Here is a 22,740-nt window from a genome sequence, read left to right as displayed (position 1 = left end):
TGCATGTTTAAACGGATTCCGCTACACTGGCAACACTCAACAAGAGAAACACGCCATGAATATCGACAAATTCAAACAGCAGCACCTGGCCATCCTGGCCGCCATCGATGACTTGCGCCGGCTGGCGCGCGGCGGAGTCGCCGCGCAGGCGCAGGCCATCGCCGAACAGATCATCGCCATGAGCGGCTTGATCAAGCTGCACCTGGCCGTCGAGCAGCGCTACCTGTATCCGGCCGCGCAAGCGTCCGGCGTGGCCAGGGTGGCCCAGCTGGGCCGCCAGTACGAAAACGAGATGCACGGCATCGCCGGCGCCTACCTCGATTTCGCGGGCCGCTGGAATACGCCCGTGCGCCTGGCGGCCGAGCCGGAAGCCTTCCGCAGCGAAGCCAATACCGTGCTGCACGCGCTGTTCCAGCGCATGCGGCGCGAGGACCACGATCTTTATCCCGCCATTGAATCACTGGCCTGAAAACCGCCTGCCCATATATCTAAAGGAATTCCACATGCTGACCCAAGAACAACGCGCCATCATCACGGCCACCGTCCCCATCCTCGAGCAGGGCGGCGAGGCGCTGACCCGTCATTTCTACAAGAACCTGTTCCGCGACCATCCGGAAGTGCTGCCGTACTTTAACCAGGCGCACCAGCACAGCGGCGACCAGCAGCGGGCGCTGGCCAATGGCGTGTTGATGTACGCCAAACATATCGATCAGCTGGCAGCGCTGGGCGACCTGGTGGCCACCATCGTCAACAAGCACGTGGCCCTGCAGATCCGCGCCGAACACTATCCGCTGGTGGGCGCCAGCCTGCTGCAGGCGATCCGCGAAGTGCTGGGCGAAGAGGTGGCCAGCGATGCCGTCATCGATGCCTGGGGCGCAGCCTACGGCCAGCTGGCCGATATTTTGGCCGGCGAGGAAGGGCGCATCTACAAGGCGCAGGCTGCCGCGCCGGGCGGCTGGAGCGGCGCGCGCGACTTCACCGTGCGCAGCAAGACGGTGGAAAGCGGCGAGATCACGTCCTTCCTGCTGGCGCCCGCCGATGGCCAGCCCGTGCTCGACTTTGCGCCAGGTCAATACATCGGCGTGCTGGCCGACGTCGATGGCGTGCCCATGCGCCGCCAGTACTCCTTGTCCGCCGCCAGCAATGGCCAGACCTACCGCATCAGCATCAAGCGGGAAGAGGGCGGCAAGGTGTCGAATTTCTTCCACGACCACGTGCAGGCGGGCGATACCGTGCAGCTGACGCCGCCATCGGGCGACTTCGTGCTGACGGATGGCGACAAGCCGCTGGTGCTGATCAGCGGCGGCGTGGGCATCACGCCGACCCTGGCCATGCTGACGGCGGCCCTGCGCGGCAAGCGTCCCGTGCATTTCATTCACGCGGCGCGCCACCACGGCGTGCATGCGTTCCGCGCGCAGATCGACGAACTGGCCGCGCAGCACCCGCAATTGAAACGTTATTACTGCTACGCGGAACACGCCGGCGCGCAAGATGCACCCGATGCCGTCGGCTTGCTGAATAAAGAGCAGTTGAATAGCTGGCTGCCAGCCTCGCGCGACGTCGATGCGTATTTCCTGGGGCCGCAGCCGTTCATGCGGGCCGTCAAGCAATACCTGCGTGAACTGGGCGTACCGGAACGGCAGACGCACCATGAATTCTTCGGCCCGGCAGCCGCGCTGAACTGACCTTGTCTGCCTGGTGTTGCTCCTTGTATTGCCTCTGCGAGAAAAAAACGCCGCCGTAAGGGGCGGGTAAGGCTCGCCCCGTATTGTGAAGCCAAGCTCGACAAGAAAAGAGCAGTTTTTTACATAACGGAGGCAACACCATGCATGACGATCTTGTGCAACAAATCAAGCGCGACCCCAATTATCATCAGCTGGTCAAGGTGCGCTCGCGCTTCGGCTGGGCCCTGACGGGCCTGATGATGCTGGTGTATTACGGCTACATCCTGCTGATCGCGTTCGACAAGGAATTTCTTGCCGCCAAAACCGGCGCCGGCGTGATGACCTGGGGCATGCCAATCGGCCTGTTCGTCATCGTGTTTACCGTGGTGATCACCGGCATCTACGTGCGTCGTGCCAACAAGCAATTCGACGACCTGACCAGCGCCATCCAGGCACGGGTGCAAGCATGAACGGCGCCGTATTGACGCAACGCAAACTTCCCTGCCTGGCAGCGCTGGCCTTGCTGGCGGGCGCCAGCGGCAGCGTGCTGGCGGCCGGCGCCGACCTGGGCCAGGCCGTCAAGCAGCCCACCAACTGGACGGCCATCATCATGTTCGCCGTCTTCGTCATCTTCACCCTGTTCGTCACCAAGTGGGCGGCCAAGAAGACCAAGTCGGCCTCCGATTTCTACACGGCGGGCGGCGGCATCACGGGCTTCCAGAACGGCCTGGCCATCGCGGGCGACTATATGTCGGCCGCCTCGTTCCTCGGCATTTCCGCCGCCGTCTTTTTGAACGGCTACGATGGCCTGATCTACGCCATCGGCTTTCTCGTCGGCTGGCCCGTCATCACCTTCCTGATGGCCGAGCGCCTGCGCAACCTGGGCCGCTACACCTTTGCCGACGTGGCCGCCTACCGCTTCAAGCAGGCGCCTATCCGCATCTTTTCGGCGTCCGGCACCCTCGTCGTCGTGGCCTTCTATTTGATCGCGCAGATGGTGGGCGCGGGCCAGCTGATCAAGCTGCTGTTCGGCCTCGAATACTGGATCGCCGTCGTCCTGGTCGGTACCTTGATGATGATCTACGTGCTGTTTGGCGGCATGACGGCCACCACCTGGGTGCAGATCATCAAAGCCGTGATGCTGCTGGGCGGCGCCACCTTCATGGCCGTGGCCGTGCTGGCGCAATTCAACTTCAGCCCGGAAGCGCTGTTCGCCAAGTCGGTGGACGTGCATGCCACCAAGGAAGCCATCATGGGCCCCGGTTCCTTCATCAAGGACCCGATTTCGGCCATCTCGTTCGGCATGGCGCTGATGTTCGGCACGGCCGGCCTGCCGCACATCCTGATGCGTTTCTTCACGGTGCCGAGCGCCAAGGAAGCGCGCAAATCCGTGTTCTGGGCCACCACCTGGATCGCCTATTTCTATATTTTGACCTTCATCATCGGCTTTGGCGCCATCGTGCTGGTGAGCACCAATCCCGAGTTCAAGGATGCGGCCGGTAAATTGCTGGGTGGTAACAACATGGCGGCCGTGCACCTGGCCAAGGCCGTGGGCGGCAACGTCTTCCTCGGTTTCATGTCGGCGGTCGCGTTTGCCACCATCCTGGCCGTTGTGGCCGGCTTGACCCTGTCGGGCGCGTCGGCCGTGTCGCACGATCTGTATGCCACCGTCATCAAGAAGGGCAAGGCCACGGGCGCCAATGAATTGAAAGTGTCGCGCGTGACGACCATCGTGCTGGGCATCATCGCCGTGGTGCTGGGCATCGCCTTTGAAAAGCAGAACATCGCCTTCATGGTGTCGCTGGCCTTCGCCATTGCCGCCTCGGCCAACTTCCCCGTGCTGTTCATGTCGGTGCTGTGGAAAGACTGCACCACGCGGGGCGCCACCATCGGCGGCTTCCTGGGCTTGACCACGGCCGTCGCGCTGACGGTGGTGTCGAAGTCCGTTTGGGTCGACGTGCTCGGCCATGGCGAAGCGCTGTTCCCGTACGCTTCGCCGGCGCTGTTCTCGATGACGGCAGGCTTCGTCGGCATCTGGCTGTTCTCGGTGCTCGACAAGAGCCCGCGCGCGCGCATCGACCGCGCCGGCTATGAAGCGCAGCAAATGCGTTCGGAAACGGGCATCGGCGCGGCAGGCGCCAGCGCGCATTGATGTTTTAGGTAATTACTGCAGGAAACAATGCCCGGTTCGCCGGGCATTGTTGTTTTTGGCGCGCGCTTACCTGGCCCTTACTTGGCCACGCGCAGGGGAATTACGCCCGCCGCCAGCGCGGGTGCGCCCGGCGTCGCTTCGAGTATCGAGGCCAGGGTCACCGTGTCGAGCACGGCCAGGAAGGCGGCCGTGGCCTGGCCCAGCTTGGCTTTCAGCAGGCAATGGGCGTCAGCGGGCAGGTATTGTTTTCCTTGTTAAAACATTCCGCCATGAAAAAATCGTTTTCCGTTTCGCGCACGACGGTGCCGATATTGATCTCGGCCGGGTCGCGCGCCAGGCGCAGGCCGCCGTTGCGTCCACGCACGGTTTCCACGATGCCCGACAGGCCCAGCTGGTGCACCACCTTCATCAGATGATTCTTCGAAATCGCGTGCAGGTCGGCGATATCCTGGATGGTGACGAGGCGGTCGCGGTGCGCGCCCAGATACATCAGGGTGCGCAGGGTGTAGTCGGTGTAGGCAGTCAGTCGCATGGGGTTCGTTCATAAGATGTGGATTACATCCTTGTTTCATCCGCCAGCATACAGGAGAGGGCCGGCCCTGTGTGTTGCCTCTGTGTGTTGCCTGTGTATGGCGCCGTCACTTTTCAGCCTCGAAAGACAAAAGTTGATTGCCTTTCGCTTAAATGCGTAGTAAATTTTCATATTGTTGCCCTGGCAAAAACAGCTCGCAAGCCCCTGTTGAACCCTTTAGGCATGGATTTTATTGATGAAAATCAAGAGGATGGTGAAGCAATAAGGTAAATTTACTACAAAAATCGGATGATGGGCGTTTCCCGGGGCCGGGGAGCGCGTACTACGCAATCTGTGCGGTGCCGCCGTGGCCGCCCCAGGAAATGAATACCATGCAAATGAATGAAGTGAAAGACGAGCTGCTGAGCAGCGATATCCGCCAGCTGGGCCGTCTGCTGGGCGACGCCATCCGCAACCACTTGGGCGACCCCGCCTTCGAGCGCATCGAGCACGTGCGCCAGCTGGCCATCCGTTTCCGCCGCGACAATGATGAAGCGGCGCGCGCGCAGCTGTCCGATGCGCTGCAAGCGCTGTCGCAGGAAGAAACCACGCAATTGACGCGCGCTTTCAGCTACTTCTCGCTGCTGGCCAACATTGCGGAAGATCAACATCACATCCGCCGCACGCGCGCCCATTTGATCGCCGGCTCGCCGCCGCGCCAGGGTAGCCTCAGCCATGCCGTCGGCAATGTGTTCGACGCGGGCAAGGCCGATGCGCTGGAAACTTTCTTTGAAGATGCTTTCGTCAGCCCCGTCTTTACGGCGCATCCGACGGAAGTGCAGCGCAAGAGCATCCAGAATTGCCAGATGGCCATCGCCCGCCTGTTGAGCGAGCGCGACCGCGTGCAAATGACGCCGGAAGAAGCGGAGCAAAACGAAGAAGCGCTGGGCCGCGGCATCGTCACCCTGTGGCAGACGCGTTTGTTGCGCACGAGCAAGCTGTCCGTCATGGATGAAGTGGCCAACGGCCTGTCGTTCTACGACCACACGATCTTGCGCGAATTGCCGAAATTGTATTCCTCGCTGGAAACCATGCTGGCCCAGCGCGATGCCCGCTGGGAAGATGCGGAATTGCCCAATTTCATGAAAGTCGGCAGCTGGATAGGCGGCGACCGCGACGGCAACCCCTTCGTCACGGCCGACATCCTGCGCAGCACCCTGCAGACGCAGGCCGACAAGGTGCTCGACTTTTACCTCGGTGAATTGCGCAAGCTCGCTTCGCAACTGTCGCTGGCGCAAATACTCAATGCCTGCAGCGAGCCGCTGCGCGCGCTGGCCGAGCGTTCGGCCGATGCGTCGCCGCACCGGGTCGACGAGCCTTATCGCCGCGCCCTGCATGGCATCCATGCGCGCCTGGAAAGCACGCGCGTGGTGCTCTCTGGCAAGGGCAAGCAAGCCGACGGCGTGCAGCCCTACGCGACTGCCGCCGAACTGCTGGCCGACCTGGACGTGGTCCAGCATTCGCTCGTCAGCAACGGCTTGCGCGCGCTGGCGCGTGGCCGGCTGCGCCAGCTGCGCCGCGCCGTCAAGGTCTTCGGCTTCTCGCTGGCGCCGCTCGATCTGCGCCAGAATTCCGACGTGCACGAGCGCGTCGTGGGCGAACTGTTCGCGGGCGCCCAGCCGGGCCTCGTCTACCTGGATCTCGATGAAGAGCAGCGCATCGCCGTGCTGCTGGCCGAGCTGGAGTCGCCGCGCCTGCTGGCGTCGCCGTATGCGCAGTACTCGGAAGAAACGACGTCCGAACTCGACATTTTCCGTGCCGTGCGCGCAGCCCATGTCAAGTACGGCCGCGAATCGGTGCCGAACTGCATCATTTCCAAGGCGGCCAGCGTGTCGGACTTGCTGGAAGTGGCCTTGCTGCTGAAAGAAGTGGGTTTGCTGCGCCAGGACAGCCGCGAAGTGGACGTCAACATCATCCCCCTGTTCGAGACGATCGACGACTTGCGCGCCGGCCCCGCCATCATGGCGCGCGCGTTCGGCTTGCCGTTCTACCGGGGCTTGCTGGCGTCGCGCGCGGACCAGCAGGAAGTCATGCTCGGCTATTCCGACAGCAACAAGGACGGCGGCTTTCTGACCTCCGGCTGGGAACTGTACAAGGCCGAAATCGAGCTGGTGACCGTGTTCAAGGAATATCAGATCAAGCTGCGACTGTTCCACGGCCGCGGCGGCTCCGTCGGACGCGGCGGCGGCCCCAGCTACGAAGCCATCCTGGCCCAGCCGGCCGGCGCCGTGCAGGGCCAGATCCGCCTGACGGAGCAGGGCGAAGTCATCACGGCCAAGTATGCGAACCCGGAAGTCGGGCGCCGCAACCTCGAAGTGCTGGTGGCCGCCACCATCCAGTCGACCCTGCTGCCGCAGGCGCAGCTGCAGCCGAAGGCGTCGGCCGGCGCGGGCCACCTGGCCGCCATGGAAGAGCTGTCCGGCACGGCCCTGAACGCTTACCGCGACCTCGTCTACGGCACGGACGGTTTCGAACAATACTTCTGGGAATCGACGGTGATCGCCGAGATTGCCGCGCTGAACATCGGCAGCCGTCCCGCCTCGCGCAAGAAATCGACCTCGATCGAGGATCTGCGCGCCATTCCCTGGGTCTTGAGCTGGGCGCAATGCCGCTTGATGCTGCCGGGCTGGTTCGGTTTCGGTTCCGCGCGTGCAAGCCTACCTGACCGCCCATCCCGCCGACGGCGCGGACGTGCTGCGCGGCATGTACACGGATTGGCCCTTCTTCACGTCATTGCTGTCGAACATGGATATGGTGCTGGCCAAGAGCGACATCGCCATCGCCGGCAAGTATGCGGAACTCGTCAAGGACAAGGCCTTGCGCGAGGCCATCTTTACGCGCATCCGCGCCGAATACGCGGCCACCCTGGATGCCTTGAAACTGATCACGGGCCAGGAAGAGTTGCAACAGGCCAACCCGCTGATGCAGCGCTCGATACGCAACCGCTTCCCGTACATCGATCCGCTCAACCACGTGCAGGTGGAGCTGTTGAAACGCTTCCGCGAAGGTAAACAGGATGCGGCGGCGCGCACGGGCATTCATTTGTCGATCAATGGCATCGCCGCAGGACTTCGCAATAGCGGTTAATTGATTCATTCAAACAATATCAAGGAGACAGCATGACCATCAAAGTTGCCATCAATGGCTATGGCCGCATCGGCCGCAACGTCTTGCGCGCGTTTTATGAAGGCGGCAAGCAGCAGGATATCGAGATCGTCGCCATCAACGACCTGGGCGACGCCAAGTCGAATGCGCATCTGACGCGCTACGACACGGTGCACGGCAAGTTTCCCGGCGTCGTCACCATCGATGGCGAGAACATGCTCGTCAACGGCGACCGCATCCGCGTCTTCGCGCAGCGCGACCCGGCCCTGATTCCGTGGGGAGAGTTGGGCGTTGACGTGGTTCTCGAATGCACGGGTTTTTTCACCACCAAGGAAAAAGCCTCGGCCCACCTGAAGGGTGGGGCAAAGAAAGTCATCATTTCCGCGCCGGGCGGCAAGGACGTGGACGCCACCATCGTGTTCGGCGTCAACCAGCACGTGCTGAAAGCCACGGACACGGTCATCTCGAATGCCTCGTGCACGACGAATTGCCTGGCGCCATTAGTCAAACCGCTCAACGACGCCATCGGCATCGAATCGGGCCTGATGACCACCGTGCACGCCTACACGAACGACCAGGTCTTGTCCGACGTGATGCATGAAGACTTGCGCCGCGCCCGCTCGGCCACGCATTCGATGATCCCCACCAAGACGGGTGCGGCCGCCGCTGTCGGGCTCGTCTTGCCGGAACTCAATGGCAAGCTCGATGGTTTCGCCGTGCGCGTGCCGACGATTAACGTCTCGCTGGTCGACCTGTCCTTCATCGCCAGGCGCGACACCACGGTCGAGGAAGTCAACGCCTTGCTGAAAGCGGCGTCGGAAGGCGCGCTGAAAGGCATTCTCACTTACCAGACGGAACCGCTCGTTTCCATCGATTTCAACCATAACCCGGCCTCGTCGAACTTCGATTCCACACTGACCAAGGTCTCGGGCCGCCTCGTGAAAGTGTCGTCGTGGTACGACAACGAGTGGGGCTTCTCGAACCGCATGCTCGACACCACGGTCGCCCTGATGGCGGCCAAGTAAGAAGAACCAGCGCTGATCCAGCGCACCAGGACGGCCGGCCCACAAGGCTGGCCCTTGCAGCAGCACGAACCTTATAGAAAGCAGCACACCATGACCATGCAAGTACAGCAACGCGCCACCAAGATCGTTTCCACCATCGGCCCCGCTTCGAACGATATCGATACCCTGGTCCGCATGTTCAAGGCCGGCGTCGACGTCGTGCGCCTGAACTTCTCGCATGGCAAGGCGCAAGACCATATCGACCGCGCCCGCATGGTGCGCGAAGCGGCAGCCCTGTGCGGCCGCGAAGTGGCCATCATGGCCGACTTGCAAGGCCCGAAGATTCGCGTCGGCAAGTTTGAAGAAGGCAAGATTTTCCTGGAAAACGGCGCTTCCTTCATCCTCGACGCGAAATGGGGCGAAAACGGCGAACTGGGCAACATCGAACGCTGCGGCCTCGACTACAAGGAATTGCCGCGCGATTTGCGCGCCGCTGACGTATTGTTGCTCAACGACGGCCTCATCGTCTTGACGGTCGACAAGGTCGTCGGCAGCGAAATCCACACGACCGTCAAGATTGGCGGCGAATTGTCGAACAACAAGGGCATCAACCGCCAGGGCGGCGGCTTGTCGGCCCCGGCCCTGACGGCGAAAGACATGGAAGACGTGAAAACGGCGATGAGCTTCCAGGCCGATTACGTGGCCGTCTCGTTCCCGAAAAACGCCACCGACATGGTCATGGCGCGCCAGCTTGCGAATATCGCGGGCGAAGCATGGGATCACAAGCCGATGATGATCGCCAAGATCGAACGCGCGGAAGCCATTCCCGCGCTGCAAGAGATTCTCGACGCGTCCGACGGCATCATGGTGGCGCGCGGCGACCTGGCCGTGGAAGTGGGCAACGCGGCCGTGCCGGCCTTGCAAAAGCGCATGATCAAGATGGCGCGCGCGTCGAACAAGCTGGCGATCACGGCCACGCAGATGATGGAATCGATGATCGTCAACGCCGTGCCGACCCGCGCGGAAGTGTCCGACGTGGCGAATGCCGTGCTCGACGGCACGGACGCCGTCATGACGTCGGCGGAAACGGCCTCGGGCCGCTACCCGATCGAAACGGTGGAAGCGATGGCCGCCATCTGCCTCGATGCGGAAAAGTGGGATACCTGCAAGCTGGATGCCGATTTCCTCAACGCCACGTTCTCGCGCATCGACCAGTCGATCGCCTACGGCGCCCTGTTTACGGCCCACCACCTGCGCGTGAAGGCGATTGCCACCCTGACGGAATCGGGTTCCACGGCCCTGTGGATGAGCCGCTGCAACATCGACATCCCCATCGTCGCGCTGACCCCCAGCGTGGGCACGCGCCGCAAGCTGGCCCTGTACCGCAACGTCAGCACGCTGGAACTGACGTCGGGCACGGACCGCGACAAGGTCTTGCAGCAGGCGGAAGACTTGCTGCTGGAACATAAAGTCGTGGCCAAGGGCGACACCGTCGTACTGACCTGGGGCGAGCCGATGGGCAAGGTGGGCGGCACGAACGCGCTGAAAATCATGAAGATCGGCCAGCACTGACCGACGACCGGCTGGCCGCTCCGAATTGCCGGACGCGGCCGGTCCTGATCCTGCCCGTCCTGGGCCTCCTTGCGCCTTCCTGCTCATTGTTTGACATACCTCATGGCCGTCAGCGCGGCGTTGTTGCCACGCCCCGTGGCCGGCCGGCTGGCGTTATCGGCTCCCGCGTGAGAATATGGATACTTTCCCATTTGGCAATTGAAAGAACCGTCAAGATGAAACCCGGATATGCTGCCGTATTGATGCTCATGCTGGCTTGCCCGGCCCAGGCCCAGGCGTGGGCGCAGGACGCTTCATGCGATGCGGAGGACCGCACGGCGGTGACCTCGCTCGATGCACTTCCCGCCCAGGTGCAGGACTTGCTGGGGCGCGCCAGGCCGGGTGTTGCCGGTATCGCCGATGTTGGCGGAAAATTCAATCCGAGCGACGTGATCCTCGATCAGAGCGTGCCGATGCGCAGGCTGATTGGCGGCGCCGCAGGCCAGCGTTGCATCCGGCTGACGGTCGAATACGGCGGCGTGGGGCATGATCGGAAGACGCTGGAATACCAATTGATTGCGAATAACTGGATGCAGCTCAAGGGGGCGAACCCGGAGCGGGCGCCAGCCGTTCTGCCCGCTGGCGTGCGCTGAGCGCGCGCCAGGCTGGCGGCGCATGCCGTCCAATGAATTTGTCGGGAGTGACCGTGAAACCCAATGACATGCGCATCGCCTTGCTGATCGATTGCGATAACGTGAGCAGCACCGCCGTGGAAGGCGTCCTTGCCGAGCTGGCCAAACATGGCACGGTCAATGTGCGGCATGCGCACGGCGACTGGAAGAGCAGCTATCTGAGCGGCTGGGTGGAAAAACTCCACCCCAACGCCATCCGCCCCTTGCAGCAGTTCGCCTACACGAGCGGCAAGAACGCGACGGACGCCGCGATGATCATCGATGCGATGGACTTGTTGTACAGCAAGAATGTCGACGGCTTCGCCCTGATGACGAGCGACAGCGATTTCACGCCGCTGGCCATGCGCATCCTCGAGAGCGGCTTGCCCGTCTTCGGCTTCGGCGAACGAAAAACGCCGCCGGCCTTCGTGCAGGCGTGCTCGCAGTTCATCTACATCGAAAACCTGGTGCCGACGGCGCAAGCGGCGACGGGGCAGGCCACGGCCGAAGCCGTTCGCGACAGCGCCCTGATCGAGGATCCCGTCCTGACGCAGCTGTTGCTCAACGCCGTGAGCCAGACCTCCGAGATCGACGGCTGGTCGCACCTGAGCAAGGTCGGCAAATACGTTTCCAATACCAGTTCCTTTTCACCCATCAATTACGGCTACAAGAAACTCAGCGAAGTCCTGCGCGCGAGCGGCATGTTCGATATCGAGATGCGCAGCGACAATACCGCGATGTATGTCAAGCCCAGCATCCTGCGCCCGGCGCCGGCGCCGGCGAAACCCGCGCAAAAACGTTAAGCAGGCGCCGGGCGCCGCGCTGAAACAACGGTTTCCTGCGATAGGCAGGCACCGGCATTGACGCCGGGGGCAAGGATTTGTGATAATGAGAATTATTATCAATTAGTCGCGCCTTGCCTTGCGCGCATCGGAGTCCTAGTGAACATTGCGCAATCCGGCGAATCGGTCGCAGTCATCTACAGCAATCATCATGGCTGGCTGATGCGCTGGCTGCGCGCCAAGCTGCAGTGCGCCGACCATGCGGCCGACCTGGCGCAGGATACCTTCGTGCGCCTGCTGACGGCGCCGCCCGAGGGCCGGCAGAGCTTGCGCGAACCGCGCGCCTATCTGACCACCGTGGCGCAGCGCCTGCTGATCGACCATTACCGGCGCCTGTCGCTGGAGCAGGCGTGGCTGGAAACCCTGGCGCAGCAGCCCGATCTGCTGATGCAGTCGCCGGAAGAGCGCTTGCTGGTACTGGAAGCCTTGCAGCGCATCGATGCCATGCTCGACGGCTTGCCGCCGCTCGTGCGCAGCACTTTTTTGCTGGCCCATGTCGACGGCATGGCCTACGGGGAAATCGCCCGGCGCCTGGCCGTGAGCGAGCGCAGCATCAAGCGCTACATGGTGCAGGCCTTCGAACGCTGCATCCTCTTGATCCTGTGAACGCCAGCACGGCTGCCATCGACGCGCGCGCCGCCCGCGCGGCGGCGCACTGGCTGGTGCGCCTGCACGGGGGCCCCTTGAACGTTGACGAACAGCAAGCGTTCCAGGACTGGCGCGCCAGCGATCCCGCGCATGCAGCGGCCTGGCAGCGGGCCGAGCTCGTTTGCGGCACCCTGGCCAGCGTGCCGGCCGCGCTGCGCCAGACGGCGGAGGCGCCGCCGCAGTCGCCGCAGCGGCGCGCCGTGCTCTACGGCCTGGCCGGGCTGATCGCGGCCGGCCCGGCCCTGTGGCTGGCCAGCCAGTCGGCACCGTGGCAAGCGTGGCGCGCCGGCATCCGCACGGCCAGGGGCGAAATCCGCCGCATGACCTTGCCCGACGGCACGCAACTGGCGCTCAATACGGACACGGCCATCGACGTGCGTTTTGACGGCGCGGCGCGGCTGGTGGTCTTGCATGCGGGCGAACTTCATGTTGCCACGGCGCATGACGGGGCCGTGCCGGCGCGTCCGTTCCTCGTGCGCAGCAGCAATGGCGCCGTGCGCGCGCTGGGCACGCACTTCAGCGTGCGCCAGGGCGGCAGCGTACTGGCGCCGCGCACCGAGGTGAGCGTCAGCGAGGGCGCCGTCGAGATCGCGCCATCGCAGGCGCCCGGCGGCTTGCGCAGGGTCGATGCGGGCCGGCAGGGCAGTTTCGACGACGTGGCCGTTTCCGCCTTGACGCCGCTGTCACCCCATGCGGATGCCTGGCTGCGGGGCGTGCTGATCGCCGAGCGCATGCCGCTGGCCGAGGTGCTGGAACAGGTGGCGCGCTACCGCTATGGCGTGCTGCGCTGCGATCCGGCGCTGGCGGCCATGCCCGTGGACGGCATCTTCCAGTTGCATGACCCGGACAATATCCTGCTCCTGCTGCAACGTTCCCTGCCGATCCGGCTGGCTCGGCGCACGCGCTACTGGATCAGTGTCGAGGCGGCGTAAGCCGATCAGCGCCGCCATGCGCAGTTCCCTGTCCCTTTTTTCGGATTGCTTCGTCATACAAGGTAGAGAACGAACAATCCGAACCATCGAAAGGGTTTACATGGCTGTGCAGCACCGCTTATTTTCACCGTGGACGCCACCCGCGCTCCATCCCGCCACCGGCGCCGTGCGCGCCGCGCTGGCCGTGTTCCTCGCCATGGGCGCGGCCGGCGCCACTTTGCCGCAAACAGCGCTGGCGGCCGAGGCCAGCCCCGCCGCCACCGTGCGCGAGTACAGCATTCCCGCCGGCAATCTGCGCGAAGCGCTGGCCTCGTTTGCCATCGCCGCCGGCGTGAACCTGTCCACGCAGGGCGTGGCGCTGGACGGCCTGGCGACGCCGGGCTTGCAGGGCCGCCATGGCGTCATGGCCGGTTTGCAAACGTTGCTGCAAGGCAGCGGCCTCGAAGTGGCGGACGGCGGCAAGGGCAATTACCTGTTGCGAAAAATCAAGACCAGCACGGCCGATGGCGGCCTGGCCAGCATGCCCGCCGTGGTCGTCAGCGCCGAGGCGGACCGCGCCACGGAAGGCACGGGCTTGTACACATCGCGCAATATGTCGACGGCCACGGGCCTGAACCTGTCGCAACGCCACACGCCGCAAACGGTCAGCGTCATTTCGCGCCAGCAGATGGAAGATTTCGATATGACCACCTTGCAGGACGTGGCGCGCGCCACGCCCGGTATCTATGGCAAGACGCAGGGCGTGTCCGACCAGGAAACCCGGTATTTTGCGCGCGGCTTTGCCTTGAGCCACATCAATGTCGATGGCTTGCCGCTCGATGTCACGGATTTCAATGAGCGCAACGTCTCGGCCGACATGCTGATGTACGACCGGGTGGAAGTGGTGCGCGGCGCCACCGGCCTGATGGAAGGGGCGGGCGCGCCGTCGGGCAGCATCAACATGATACGCAAGCGTCCCACGGCCACGCCCCTGCTGAATGCGTCCGTGCACGCGGGAAGCTGGCAGGACCGGCAGTTGACGCTGGACGCCAGCAATGCCCTGAACGCGTCGGGCAGCGTGCGCGGGCGCGTGGCGGCCAGTCTGCGCGACAGCGACAGCTTTGTCGACGTGGTGGGCAACAGGAACGGCACCGTGTATGCGATTCTGGAGGCGGACCTGACGCCGTCGAGCACGGCCGGCATCGGCTTTTCGCGCCAGCACAGCCGCACAGACGGCGTGTTCGTCGGTTTGCCGACCTTGCCCGATGGCCGCCACATGGACTTGCCCCGCTCGACTTTCCTGAACAATGCCGATTCCTTCCAGAAGCGCGACAACAACGTCGTCTTCGCCGACCTGGAAACACAGCTGGAGAAGGGCTGGCGCAGCCGCTTCGCCATCACGCATATCGATGCCTCGTCGAGCACGCGCAATACCACCAACGGCCGCGTCGGCGGTGAAACGCTTTTGCTGGAACAGTCGGAAACGGGCTGGAAATACAACACGCAACAGGTGGTGGCGGACTGGCGCCTGAGCGGTCCCGTCACCTGGTTCGGCCGCCGGCATGACGTCATCGTCGGCGCCAGCTACCGTCATGACGATTCGGATGCGGCCCAGAGCTGGGAAGGCGCGCAAACGCGCGTGTTCGATCTGCGCCACTGGAATCCCTATGCCTACCCGATGCGCGGCGCGCCATTCGAGCCCTTTAACTGGGGCCGCAAGACGGACGAGAAGGGGATTTATGCGGCAGGCAACTTCAGCCTGGCCGATCCGCTGCGCCTGGTGCTGGGCGGGCGCTTCGGCTGGTATGCGCAGGATGTCACGGGCTGGTATGCCACCAATCCGGCGTGGCGCCGCAGCCTGACGGAAAACGCGAAGTTTACGCCGTACGCGGGCCTCGTCTACGACCTGGACCGGCACCATTCCGTGTATGCGAGCGGCACGCAGATCTTTGAGCCGCAAAGCGTGCTCGATGTAAAAGGCAATACCTTGCCGCCGTTGAGCGGCACCAACCTGGAAGCGGGCGTCAAGGGGGAGTATTTCGGCGGCAGGCTCAACGCCAGCGGCGCCTTGTTCCGCATCAAACAAAACAACCGCGCCATGACCGATGAAGTCAATTGCCCCACGGGCGGCGCCATCTATTGCGCCCGCGCTGCCGGGCAGGTGCAAAGCGAAGGCGTCGACTTGCAACTCTCGGGCTCGCCATTGCCGGGCTGGCAGATCGCGGGCGGCTACACCTATGTGCTGGCCAAGTACACGAAAGACAGCGTGGCCGCCAACATCGGCCAGCGCATCGCCACGGACGAGCCGAAGCAATTGTTCAAGCTGTACACGACTGTGCAGCTGCGCGGCAGCCTGGAAAAATGGAACCTGGGCGCCTCCGTGACTGCGCAGGACAAGATCGAGCGCCGCGACAAGGCTTACCTGACGCAGCAGGGCGGCTACGCCATCGTCGGGCTGACGGCTGGCTACCGCATCAGCGAGCAGCTGCAGTTGCGCGTGAATATCGATAACGTGCTCGACCGCCGCTATTACCAGGCGCTCGGCTATTCCTGGTCGGGCGGGCTGGAACGCTACGGCGCGCCGCGCAGCGTGCTGGTCTCGCTGAACTACAAGCTGTAGCGGCTGCGCCAGCAGAGCGCGCCCGGCCAGGCGCCTCTGCTACACTGCCGCCGTCTTTATCTTTTCACTCTGCCATGACCGCCATCCCTGTCCTTACGCCCCTGAAAAGCGCCTTCCAGCAATCGCGCGCCGAAAATAACATCGAGCTGATCCTGCCTGAACTGCTGGCCGCGCAATTGCACGTCGTTATCGGCGGGCAAAGCGAGCAGATCGACCTGTTCCTCGTGCCGTCGCCGAACCCGGAGCGCCGCTGCGTGACGGTGGCGGAAGACCCGGCCTTCCTGGTCGGCATCAACTTTCCCAAGATTCCCGTCACGGGCGCACAGCTGATCGCCTCGATTCCCGCCGAGATCGAAATCGTCATCCTGCATGGCGATGGCGCCAATTACCTGACGCGCGAGCAACTGGCGTGGTTCCGCGGCATGCTGGCGCCGACCGCTTGAGCGGGGAGCTGGGACCCAGGCTGAAGCCGGCGCGCGCGGAATGGATATGCTTTGCGCCAGCCGACGATGCCGCGGCCCAGGCGGCGCTGATGGCGGACATGCGTCCCGTGCTGTCGCGCAGCGTGCTGCTGGCCGGCTGCGCCCTGATCCTCGCCTTTGTCGGGCAAGCCGTCTGGCGCGACGTGCCGTACGCGGGCGAGGCAGTGTTGTTCGGTCCGCTGGCTCTGGCCGCCTGGATCGCGGGCCTGGTGCTGTTTCCCGGACGCGCTTTGCTCTTTCATGTGGAACTTGGCGATGCGGGCCTGCTGCTGCGGCGCCATGCGCGGCGCCTGCCCGGCTGGGATAAAAGCGTGCAGCTGGAGTTGGCGCAGCTGCAGCGGCTGGACGTGGTCACGTATGCGGGCGCATTGCAGGTCTATCGGACCCCGGCACCGCTGGCGCGCGTGGAGCTGCTGCTCTACACGACTCTCGCGGACTGTCCGCTGATCCGCGTGGTGGGCCTGAACTTGCCCGTGCCGCAGCGCTGGACGCTGTGCCAGATCAAGGAGGAACTGAGCCGCCGCTGTAGACTGGCCGGTATCCCTGTCCGCGAGACGGCTGGGCCGATCAGCCAGGAATCCGCGGCCATCCGCGCGCGCTGGCCGCAGGGGTAGGCGCAGACGGGCCAGTGTCGCATCGCCGCCGCAATAACTATCATTTTTGATAACTATATTGCTGAAGTCCTATGAATATGTTCGCAAAGCAACTATACTCATGGCTCTTTAAAAAATCATCGTCACGCTGGCGGCCAGCCATCCGCGCCAGAGTTCGTACGCATTCCGCTTTTTCACTCTGTAAAAAGCACCTTTCCCCCGCGCGGCAGGCGCGGGCGTGATGACCGAGCCTTGCCCTGGTCGACTGCTACCGTTGTCATTTCCGCTGTGTTGCCGCTTTAGTAAAAGCGTGGCGCCGGCGCGCGCGGTGCGCCGTCATGTTTTGCGACGTCACGTTTCACTCTATTGAGTTCACGACAGTATGCTGAGTTCCATCTTTGCCGTATCGGACGATACCTTGCCGTATATCTATGGCACGCACAATGTCTGGCTGGTGCTGTTTTCCATCGCTATCGCCATCTTCGCCTCGTTCATGGCCTTGCAGATCGCCGGCATGGCGCGCAGCAGCGAGCGGGGATTCCAGCGCCAGACGGCCATCATCACGGGCGCCATCGCGCTGGGCGGCGGCATCTGGTCGATGCATTTCATCGGCATGCTGGCTTTCGACATCTGCACGCGCGTCTCCTTCGAACCGGGCCTGACCCTGCTGTCCATGCTGCCGGGTATGGCGGCCTCGTGGGTGGCGCTGCACTTGCTGGCGCGTCCGCGCATCAGCTGGCGCCAGCTGGTGGTGGGCGGCGTGCTCGTCGGCGTGGGCATCGGTTCCATGCATTACAGCGGCATGGCCGCCATGCAGACGTCGCTGACCCTGCATTACCAGCCCTGGCTGTTCGCGCTGTCGCTGCTGGTGGCCGTCGTCATGGCCATGCTGGCGCTGTGGATACGCTTCGGCCTGAGCGCCATGCGTTTGCGCCTGGGGCCGCTGGCGTCCTTGTTTGCCAGCAGTGCCGTCATGGGGCTGGCCATTTCCGGGATGCATTACACCGGCATGCTGGCGGCGCGCTTTTCCGGCACGCCCACGGCGGGCGACAATACGATTACCGTGCAAGCCTCGTTCGTGGCCCTGGCCGTGGCCCTGATCACCGTCACGCTAACCGTCTTCGTGGCCGCCGCGAACGGCTTGCTGCGCTACCGCCAGCTGCTGCGCCACGCCAGTGCCAGCGAATCGCGCTTGCGCGCCATTGTCGATACGGCAGCCGATGGCTTGATCACCATCGATGGCCAGGGCAAGGTGCGCTCCTTCAATCCCGCCGCGGAAAGCCTGTTCGGCTGGCGCGAAGCGGACATCGTGGGGCGCGACGCCAGCGTGCTGCTGCAGCCGGCCGACGCGGCCGAGTACGAGGGCTATCTGCGCGACTACCTGGAAACGGGCGCCTCGCGCATCCTCGACAGCGGACGCGAACTCGATGGCTGCCACAAGGATGGCGCCGTGCTGCCCATGCGCGTGGCGATCGGCAAGATCGACACGCCGGGCCAGCCCCTGTTCGTGGCCTTCGTCACGGACATGCGCTCTTCGCGCAGCATGGAGCAGGCGCTGAAGGACAGCGAGCGCCAGTACCGCACCCTGATCCGCAATATCCCCGGCGTCTCCTTCCACTGCAGCTTCGCGCCCGAATGGAAGATGATTTTCATCAGCGACGCCGTCTTCAACCTGACGGGCTGGATGCCGCAGGACTTCATCGAAGGGCGGTCAGGCTGTTCGACCTCGTGCATCCGGACGACCGCCAGCGCGTCAACGACACCTGCGTGCAGGCGGCCGGCGAACAGCGCGACTTCGAGAACGTCTACCGCATGCTCCACCGCGACGGGCGCGAGCGCTGGGTGCGCGAAAGCAGCGGCCCCGTGCTCGACAACGACGGCGTGGTGCGCTGGATCGACGGCGTCATCCTCGACATCACGGAAAGCGAATTGCGCAACGCCGAATACGAAGGCAAGGTGACGGCCATTTCGCGCGCGACGGCCGTCGCGGAGTTCGACCTGCAGGGGCGCATCCTGGAAGTGAACCAGAACTTCCTCGACCTGGTCGGCTACCGGCTCGAGGACGTGCTGGGCCTGCACCACAGCATCTTCTGCGAACCTGCCCACGTGACCTCGCCCGACTACATCGCGTTCTGGCAGCACCTGGCGGGCGGCGAATTCAATACGGGCGAGTACAAGCGCATCGGCAAGGATGGCAGGGAAGTGTGGATACAGGCCTCGTACAACCCGATCTTCAATACGGACGGCAAGCCGTTCAAGGTGGTCAAGCTGGCCACCGACGTGAGCGAACGGCGCGCCATGCAGGAAAACCTGCGCGCGGCGAAAGACCGCGCCGAGCTGGCCGCCGAATCGAAGACCAGCTTCCTGGCCAACATGAGCCATGAGATCCGCACGCCGATGAACGCCATCATCGGCTTTACGGAAGTGCTGCTGGGGACGGCCCTGGACAGCCTGCAGCGCCGCCACCTGGGCACGGTGCGCCAGTCGGCCCGTTCGTTGCTCGAACTGCTCAACGACATCCTCGACACGGCCAAGCTGGAAAAGGGCGCCACCGAGCTGGAACTGGTGGACTTCTCGCTGCCCGACCTGGTCGACCACGTGGCCGCGTCCCTGCGCGTCACGGCGCATGCGCGCGACCTGGTGCTGCACGTCGATGTCGATCCCGGCATGGGCCAGTTCTTCCTGGGCGACGCGCGCCGCGTGCAGCAGGTGCTGACGAATCTGATCGGCAACGCGGTCAAGTTCACGGAAGTGGGCCATGTGCGCGTCGCCGTCGACATGCAGGGAGATCAAGTCCACATCGCCGTGCACGACACGGGCATCGGCATCCCCGCCGACCGCCTGGACAAGATCTTTGCGCCATTCACGCAAGCCGATTCCTCGATGAGCCGGCGTTTTGGCGGCACGGGCCTGGGCACGACGATTTCGCTGCAGCTGGTCGAGCTGATGAAGGGCACCATCACCGTGGAAAGCACCTTGGGCGTGGGCAGCGTGTTCCACGTGCTGCTGCCGCTGGCGCCGGGCAAGGCCGTGGCGCGCCGCAGCGAGCAGCCCGTGGTGGCCTTGCCGCCGCTGCGCATCCTGGCGGCCGACGACGTGCCGCAGAACGTGGAGCTGCTCCTGATCAGCCTGGGCGCGGCCGGCCACCAGGTGATCGCCGCCAGCGATGGCGAGAGCGCCGTGCGCGAGTTCAGCAAGGGCAGCTTCGACATCGTCCTGATGGACGTGCAGATGCCGCGCATGGATGGCCTGGAAGCGACGCGCCTGATCCGCGTGTTCGAGCGCGAGCAGGGTTTGAAGGCGACGCCCATCATCGCCCTGACGGCCAGCGTGCTGGAACAGGACCGGCGCGCCGCGCAGACGGCCGGCATGAACGGTTTTGCCTCGAAGCCGCTGGAAATGCACAAGCTGACGGCGGAAATCGCCCGTCTGCTCGATCTCGCCGTGGCCAAGCCGCCGCCGGCGACCGGCGCGGCGGCGCGTGCGGCCGACGGCCAGGTCGACTGGCAGCGCGGCATCGCTCTGTGGGGCGGCCGCGAAGCCTTGCAGCGGGCTATCGGCCGTTTCGTGCAGGCCAATGGCGATTGCGCCGCCATGCTGGCGGCGGAACTGGAGCGCGGCGACGGCAGCGTGGCGGGCCACCTGCTGCACCGTATCAAGGGCGCGGCGGGCAATTTGTGCCTGGTGCAGGTCGAAAGTCTGTTGGGACGCATCGAGCAGGCGATTGCGCGCCAGCTGCCGGCCACCGAATTGCTGCTGCAGCTGGCGGCCGCCTTCCTGGCGCTGGCCGGCGAGCTGGAAGAAGTTGGGATGCCCGCCGTGGCCATGCAGGCGCCGGCCGCCAGCGCGCCGCTCGATGCGCCTGCCGCTGGCGCCTTGCTGCGGCAAGCCATCGCCAGCCTGGAAGGCGGGCAGCTGGACGATGCCCTGATGGCGCAGATCGCCGCCATGCTGGCGCCGCACGGCCAGCAGCAGCGCCTGCAGGCGCTGGCCAGCGCCATCGACGACTTTGAATTTGCGCGTGCCGCGGGCGTGCTGCGCCAGCTGCTGGCGTGGCTGGAAGCACCAGCGCCTGCCGACCTTTCCTGATATTGGACTGACGATGACCTTACACGAAGACAAACCGATCCTGCTGCTGGTCGACGATGAAGCGACGAATCTGCAGGTGCTGCGCCAGATTTTGCAGGACGATTACCGCCTGCTGTATGCCAAGGATGGCGAGAAGGCGCTGGAACTGGCGCAGAACAACCCTGTCGAACTGATCCTGCTCGACATCATGATGCCCGCCATGACGGGCTATGAGGTGTGCCGCCAGCTGAAAGCCATGCCGACCACGGCCTCCATCCCCGTTATTTTTGTCACCGCGCTGTGTGACGTGAAGGACGAGGCGGACGGCTTCGACGCCGGCGCCGTCGACTACATCACGAAGCCCGTCAGCCCGCCCATCGTGCGCGCCCGCGTGCGCACGCATTTGTCGCTGGTGGACGCCGAGGAATTGCGCCGCTCGCGCCTGCAGGTGATCCAGACCCTGGGCCAGGCGGCCGAGTACAAGGATAACGAGACGGGCATGCACGTCATCCGCATGAGCTATTACGCGCGCCAGCTGGCGCTGGCGGCCGGCTACAGCGCGGCCAGGGCGGAAGATTTGTTGAACGCGGCGCCCATGCACGACGTGGGCAAGATCGGCATCCCCGACGCCATCCTGCAAAAGCCGGGCAAGCTCGATGCGGAAGAATGGAACGTCATGCGCCGCCACGCGGAAATCGGCGCGGCCATCATCGGCGAGCACGCGGGCGGCCTGTTGAAAATGGCGCGCACCATCGCTCTGACGCACCACGAGAAATGGGACGGCAGCGGCTATCCGCAAGGCTTGCAAGGCGAGCAAATCCCCCACGAAGGCCGCATCGTCGCCATCGCCGACGTCTTCGACGCCCTCACCAGCGAGCGCCCCTACAAGCCCGCCTGGACGGTGCCGGACGCGATCGCCACCATGCAGCGCGACAGCGGCACGCACTTCGATCCGCAGCTGCTGGCGCTGTTCATCGAACAGTTGCCGGCCATGCTGGAAATCAAGGACAAGTGGCGCGAGCCGGCGTAGGGAGCATCAGCTCAGGGCGGGGCCACGCGCAGGCGGTCGGCAGGCGTGCTGTCATTTCTGGCGGGACAGGCGTATCTTTCAGTTGCAGCGTCATGCGGGGCTAGCCTACGATATCGGCCATGCCCCTATGCTGCCACTTCGCTGCCGCAAGCACCTTGCGCAATCTCTCGCTGGCTGGCAAATCCAGCAGCGTTTGCTGACTGGGATGCACTTCGGCCCGCGTTTCGAACGATTTGCCTGCGAGCAGCTCTGCCGGCGACAGTTCGTTGAGTTCGTCTGCGCTGCTGACCCAGAAGGCATGGATGTCACTGCCGGGCTGGCCGGCGAGGATGGCCAGCACGGGCGCGATCAGTTCCGGCACGGGCTGGACAAATTGCCACGCCGGAAACTCCTTGCCGATACTGCGTCCCTTGGGCGTCACGCAATAGAACCGCTGGCTTTCCACGGCGCGATACAGCGACGCTTGCGACAGTGCCACCCATCCTTGCCCAATGACATCGGAAACCTTGAGTTTTGCCACGGGAAGCTGCAGCGGTATCGATGGCGGGGCGGCGCGCAGCGAGGCGCGTGCCGCATCGAGCGCGCGTGTGGCCAGCTCGATCAGGCGCTCGCGCTCGGGACCTTGCGCCACTATGTCGAGTTGTGCGCTCACCAATTGCGAGAATTGCTCCACTACCCGCAGGTCATTGTCGGTCCATTCCTGGCGCTCGGGCGCCAGGGTGTCGTGATGCAGATGCGCTGTCATGTTCGCTCCTCGGGTATATGCGCCAGGCGTATTACACACAAGATTATCATGTTTCGCAACTTTATCAAGCGAGAAGTGCATGT

16 protein-coding genes and 3 pseudogenes are annotated in these 22,740 nt (G+C 64.1%); 17 read left to right on the top strand and 2 right to left on the bottom strand.

Annotated features, from left to right (window positions below; genetic code table 11):
• The first annotated feature begins 55 nt into the window (after positions 1-55).
• From ACQVLG_RS25085 to ACQVLG_RS25070, 4 genes are all read left to right on the top strand, one after another.
• Positions 56-469, top strand: coding sequence for a hemerythrin domain-containing protein (locus ACQVLG_RS25085; protein ID WP_474291575.1), 414 nt, complete (start codon positions 56-58; stop codon positions 467-469).
• Between the two features lie 34 nt (positions 470-503).
• A complete protein-coding gene (gene hmpA / locus ACQVLG_RS25080; RefSeq protein ID WP_474291574.1) occupies positions 504-1,685 on the top strand; it encodes an NO-inducible flavohemoprotein in 1,182 nt (393 codons plus the stop codon).
• A 140-nt stretch (positions 1,686-1,825) separates the two neighbouring features.
• Positions 1,826-2,134 (top strand): DUF485 domain-containing protein, encoded by a 309-nt coding sequence (locus ACQVLG_RS25075; protein ID WP_070291452.1) that lies wholly within the window; start codon positions 1,826-1,828, stop codon positions 2,132-2,134.
• Positions 2,131-3,816, top strand: coding sequence for a cation acetate symporter (locus ACQVLG_RS25070; RefSeq protein WP_230537462.1), 1,686 nt, complete (start codon positions 2,131-2,133; stop codon positions 3,814-3,816). Before ACQVLG_RS25075 ends, ACQVLG_RS25070 begins: the two co-directional genes overlap by 4 nt.
• Before the next feature lie 77 nt (positions 3,817-3,893).
• Here ACQVLG_RS25070 and ACQVLG_RS25065 read toward each other — a convergent pair.
• Positions 3,894-4,348 (bottom strand): annotated as a pseudogene (locus ACQVLG_RS25065) (RrF2 family transcriptional regulator).
• 371 nt (positions 4,349-4,719) lie between these two features.
• On the opposite strand from ACQVLG_RS25065, the pseudogene ppc reads away from it, so the two are divergent.
• The 13 genes and pseudogenes from ppc (at position 4,720) to ACQVLG_RS25000 (ending at position 21,912) form a co-directional block, all read left to right on the top strand.
• Positions 4,720-7,474: pseudogene (gene ppc, locus ACQVLG_RS25060) on the top strand (phosphoenolpyruvate carboxylase).
• 32 nt (positions 7,475-7,506) lie between these two features.
• On the top strand, positions 7,507-8,517 hold the full coding sequence (gap, locus tag ACQVLG_RS25055; RefSeq protein WP_474291573.1) for a type I glyceraldehyde-3-phosphate dehydrogenase: 1,011 nt from the start codon (positions 7,507-7,509) through the stop codon (positions 8,515-8,517).
• A gap of 90 nt (positions 8,518-8,607) precedes the next feature.
• Positions 8,608-10,068 (top strand): pyruvate kinase, encoded by a 1,461-nt coding sequence (gene pyk / locus ACQVLG_RS25050; RefSeq protein WP_077405132.1) that lies wholly within the window; start codon positions 8,608-8,610, stop codon positions 10,066-10,068.
• 215 nt (positions 10,069-10,283) lie between these two features.
• Positions 10,284-10,700, top strand: a complete 417-nt coding sequence (locus ACQVLG_RS25045; RefSeq protein WP_474291572.1) for a hypothetical protein — start codon at positions 10,284-10,286, stop codon at positions 10,698-10,700.
• Positions 10,701-10,753: 53 nt separating this feature from the next.
• Positions 10,754-11,521: an NYN domain-containing protein gene (locus ACQVLG_RS25040; RefSeq protein WP_474291571.1), complete on the top strand. Its 768-nt coding sequence runs from the start codon at positions 10,754-10,756 to the stop codon at positions 11,519-11,521.
• Between the two features lie 138 nt (positions 11,522-11,659).
• A complete protein-coding gene (locus ACQVLG_RS25035) occupies positions 11,660-12,166 on the top strand; it encodes a sigma-70 family RNA polymerase sigma factor (RefSeq protein WP_474291570.1) in 507 nt (168 codons plus the stop codon).
• Positions 12,163-13,140, top strand: a complete 978-nt coding sequence (locus ACQVLG_RS25030) for a FecR domain-containing protein (RefSeq protein WP_474291569.1) — start codon at positions 12,163-12,165, stop codon at positions 13,138-13,140. Before ACQVLG_RS25035 ends, ACQVLG_RS25030 begins: the two co-directional genes overlap by 4 nt.
• A gap of 100 nt (positions 13,141-13,240) precedes the next feature.
• Positions 13,241-15,739 carry a TonB-dependent siderophore receptor gene (locus ACQVLG_RS25025; protein WP_474291568.1) on the top strand — a complete coding sequence of 833 codons (2,499 nt, stop codon included), beginning with the start codon at positions 13,241-13,243 and terminating at the stop codon, positions 15,737-15,739.
• Positions 15,740-15,813: 74 nt separating this feature from the next.
• Positions 15,814-16,182 (top strand): hypothetical protein, encoded by a 369-nt coding sequence (locus tag ACQVLG_RS25020; protein WP_474291567.1) that lies wholly within the window; start codon positions 15,814-15,816, stop codon positions 16,180-16,182.
• Positions 16,149-16,835, top strand: coding sequence for a hypothetical protein (locus tag ACQVLG_RS25015; RefSeq protein ID WP_474291566.1), 687 nt, complete (start codon positions 16,149-16,151; stop codon positions 16,833-16,835). Before ACQVLG_RS25020 ends, ACQVLG_RS25015 begins: the two co-directional genes overlap by 34 nt.
• Positions 16,836-17,196: 361 nt before the next feature.
• Positions 17,197-18,312: pseudogene (locus ACQVLG_RS25010) on the top strand (MHYT domain-containing protein); the annotation flags it as partial.
• 230 nt (positions 18,313-18,542) lie between these two features.
• Positions 18,543-20,903, top strand: a complete 2,361-nt coding sequence (locus ACQVLG_RS25005; RefSeq protein WP_474291565.1) for a PAS domain-containing hybrid sensor histidine kinase/response regulator — start codon at positions 18,543-18,545, stop codon at positions 20,901-20,903.
• Between the two features lie 13 nt (positions 20,904-20,916).
• Positions 20,917-21,912, top strand: a complete 996-nt coding sequence (locus tag ACQVLG_RS25000) for a response regulator (RefSeq protein WP_474291564.1) — start codon at positions 20,917-20,919, stop codon at positions 21,910-21,912.
• Positions 21,913-22,012: 100 nt separating this feature from the next.
• On the opposite strand, the gene ACQVLG_RS24995 is transcribed toward ACQVLG_RS25000, so the two are convergent.
• Entirely contained in the window at positions 22,013-22,657 is a 645-nt protein-coding gene (locus ACQVLG_RS24995) for a hypothetical protein (protein ID WP_474291563.1), read from the bottom strand.
• Positions 22,658-22,740: the final 83 nt, after the last annotated feature.

Source organism: Janthinobacterium sp. TPC_1 (assembly GCF_056037845.1).
The sequence above is the reverse complement of the archived record's forward strand: the minus strand, read 5'-3'. Positions and strand labels throughout refer to the sequence as shown.

Coding starts and splice junctions, on each gene's coding strand:
- ACQVLG_RS25085 (WP_474291575.1), top strand. CDS start 56: ATGAATATCGACAAATTCAAACAGCAGCACCTGGCCATCCTGGCCGCC.
- hmpA (WP_474291574.1), top strand. CDS start 504: ATGCTGACCCAAGAACAACGCGCCATCATCACGGCCACCGTCCCCATC.
- ACQVLG_RS25075 (WP_070291452.1), top strand. CDS start 1,826: ATGCATGACGATCTTGTGCAACAAATCAAGCGCGACCCCAATTATCAT.
- ACQVLG_RS25070 (WP_230537462.1), top strand. CDS start 2,131: ATGAACGGCGCCGTATTGACGCAACGCAAACTTCCCTGCCTGGCAGCG.
- gap (WP_474291573.1), top strand. CDS start 7,507: ATGACCATCAAAGTTGCCATCAATGGCTATGGCCGCATCGGCCGCAAC.
- pyk (WP_077405132.1), top strand. CDS start 8,608: ATGACCATGCAAGTACAGCAACGCGCCACCAAGATCGTTTCCACCATC.
- ACQVLG_RS25045 (WP_474291572.1), top strand. CDS start 10,284: ATGAAACCCGGATATGCTGCCGTATTGATGCTCATGCTGGCTTGCCCG.
- ACQVLG_RS25025 (WP_474291568.1), top strand. CDS start 13,241: ATGGCTGTGCAGCACCGCTTATTTTCACCGTGGACGCCACCCGCGCTC.
- ACQVLG_RS25020 (WP_474291567.1), top strand. CDS start 15,814: ATGACCGCCATCCCTGTCCTTACGCCCCTGAAAAGCGCCTTCCAGCAA.
- ACQVLG_RS25000 (WP_474291564.1), top strand. CDS start 20,917: ATGACCTTACACGAAGACAAACCGATCCTGCTGCTGGTCGACGATGAA.
- ACQVLG_RS24995 (WP_474291563.1), bottom strand. CDS start 22,657: ATGACAGCGCATCTGCATCACGACACCCTGGCGCCCGAGCGCCAGGAA.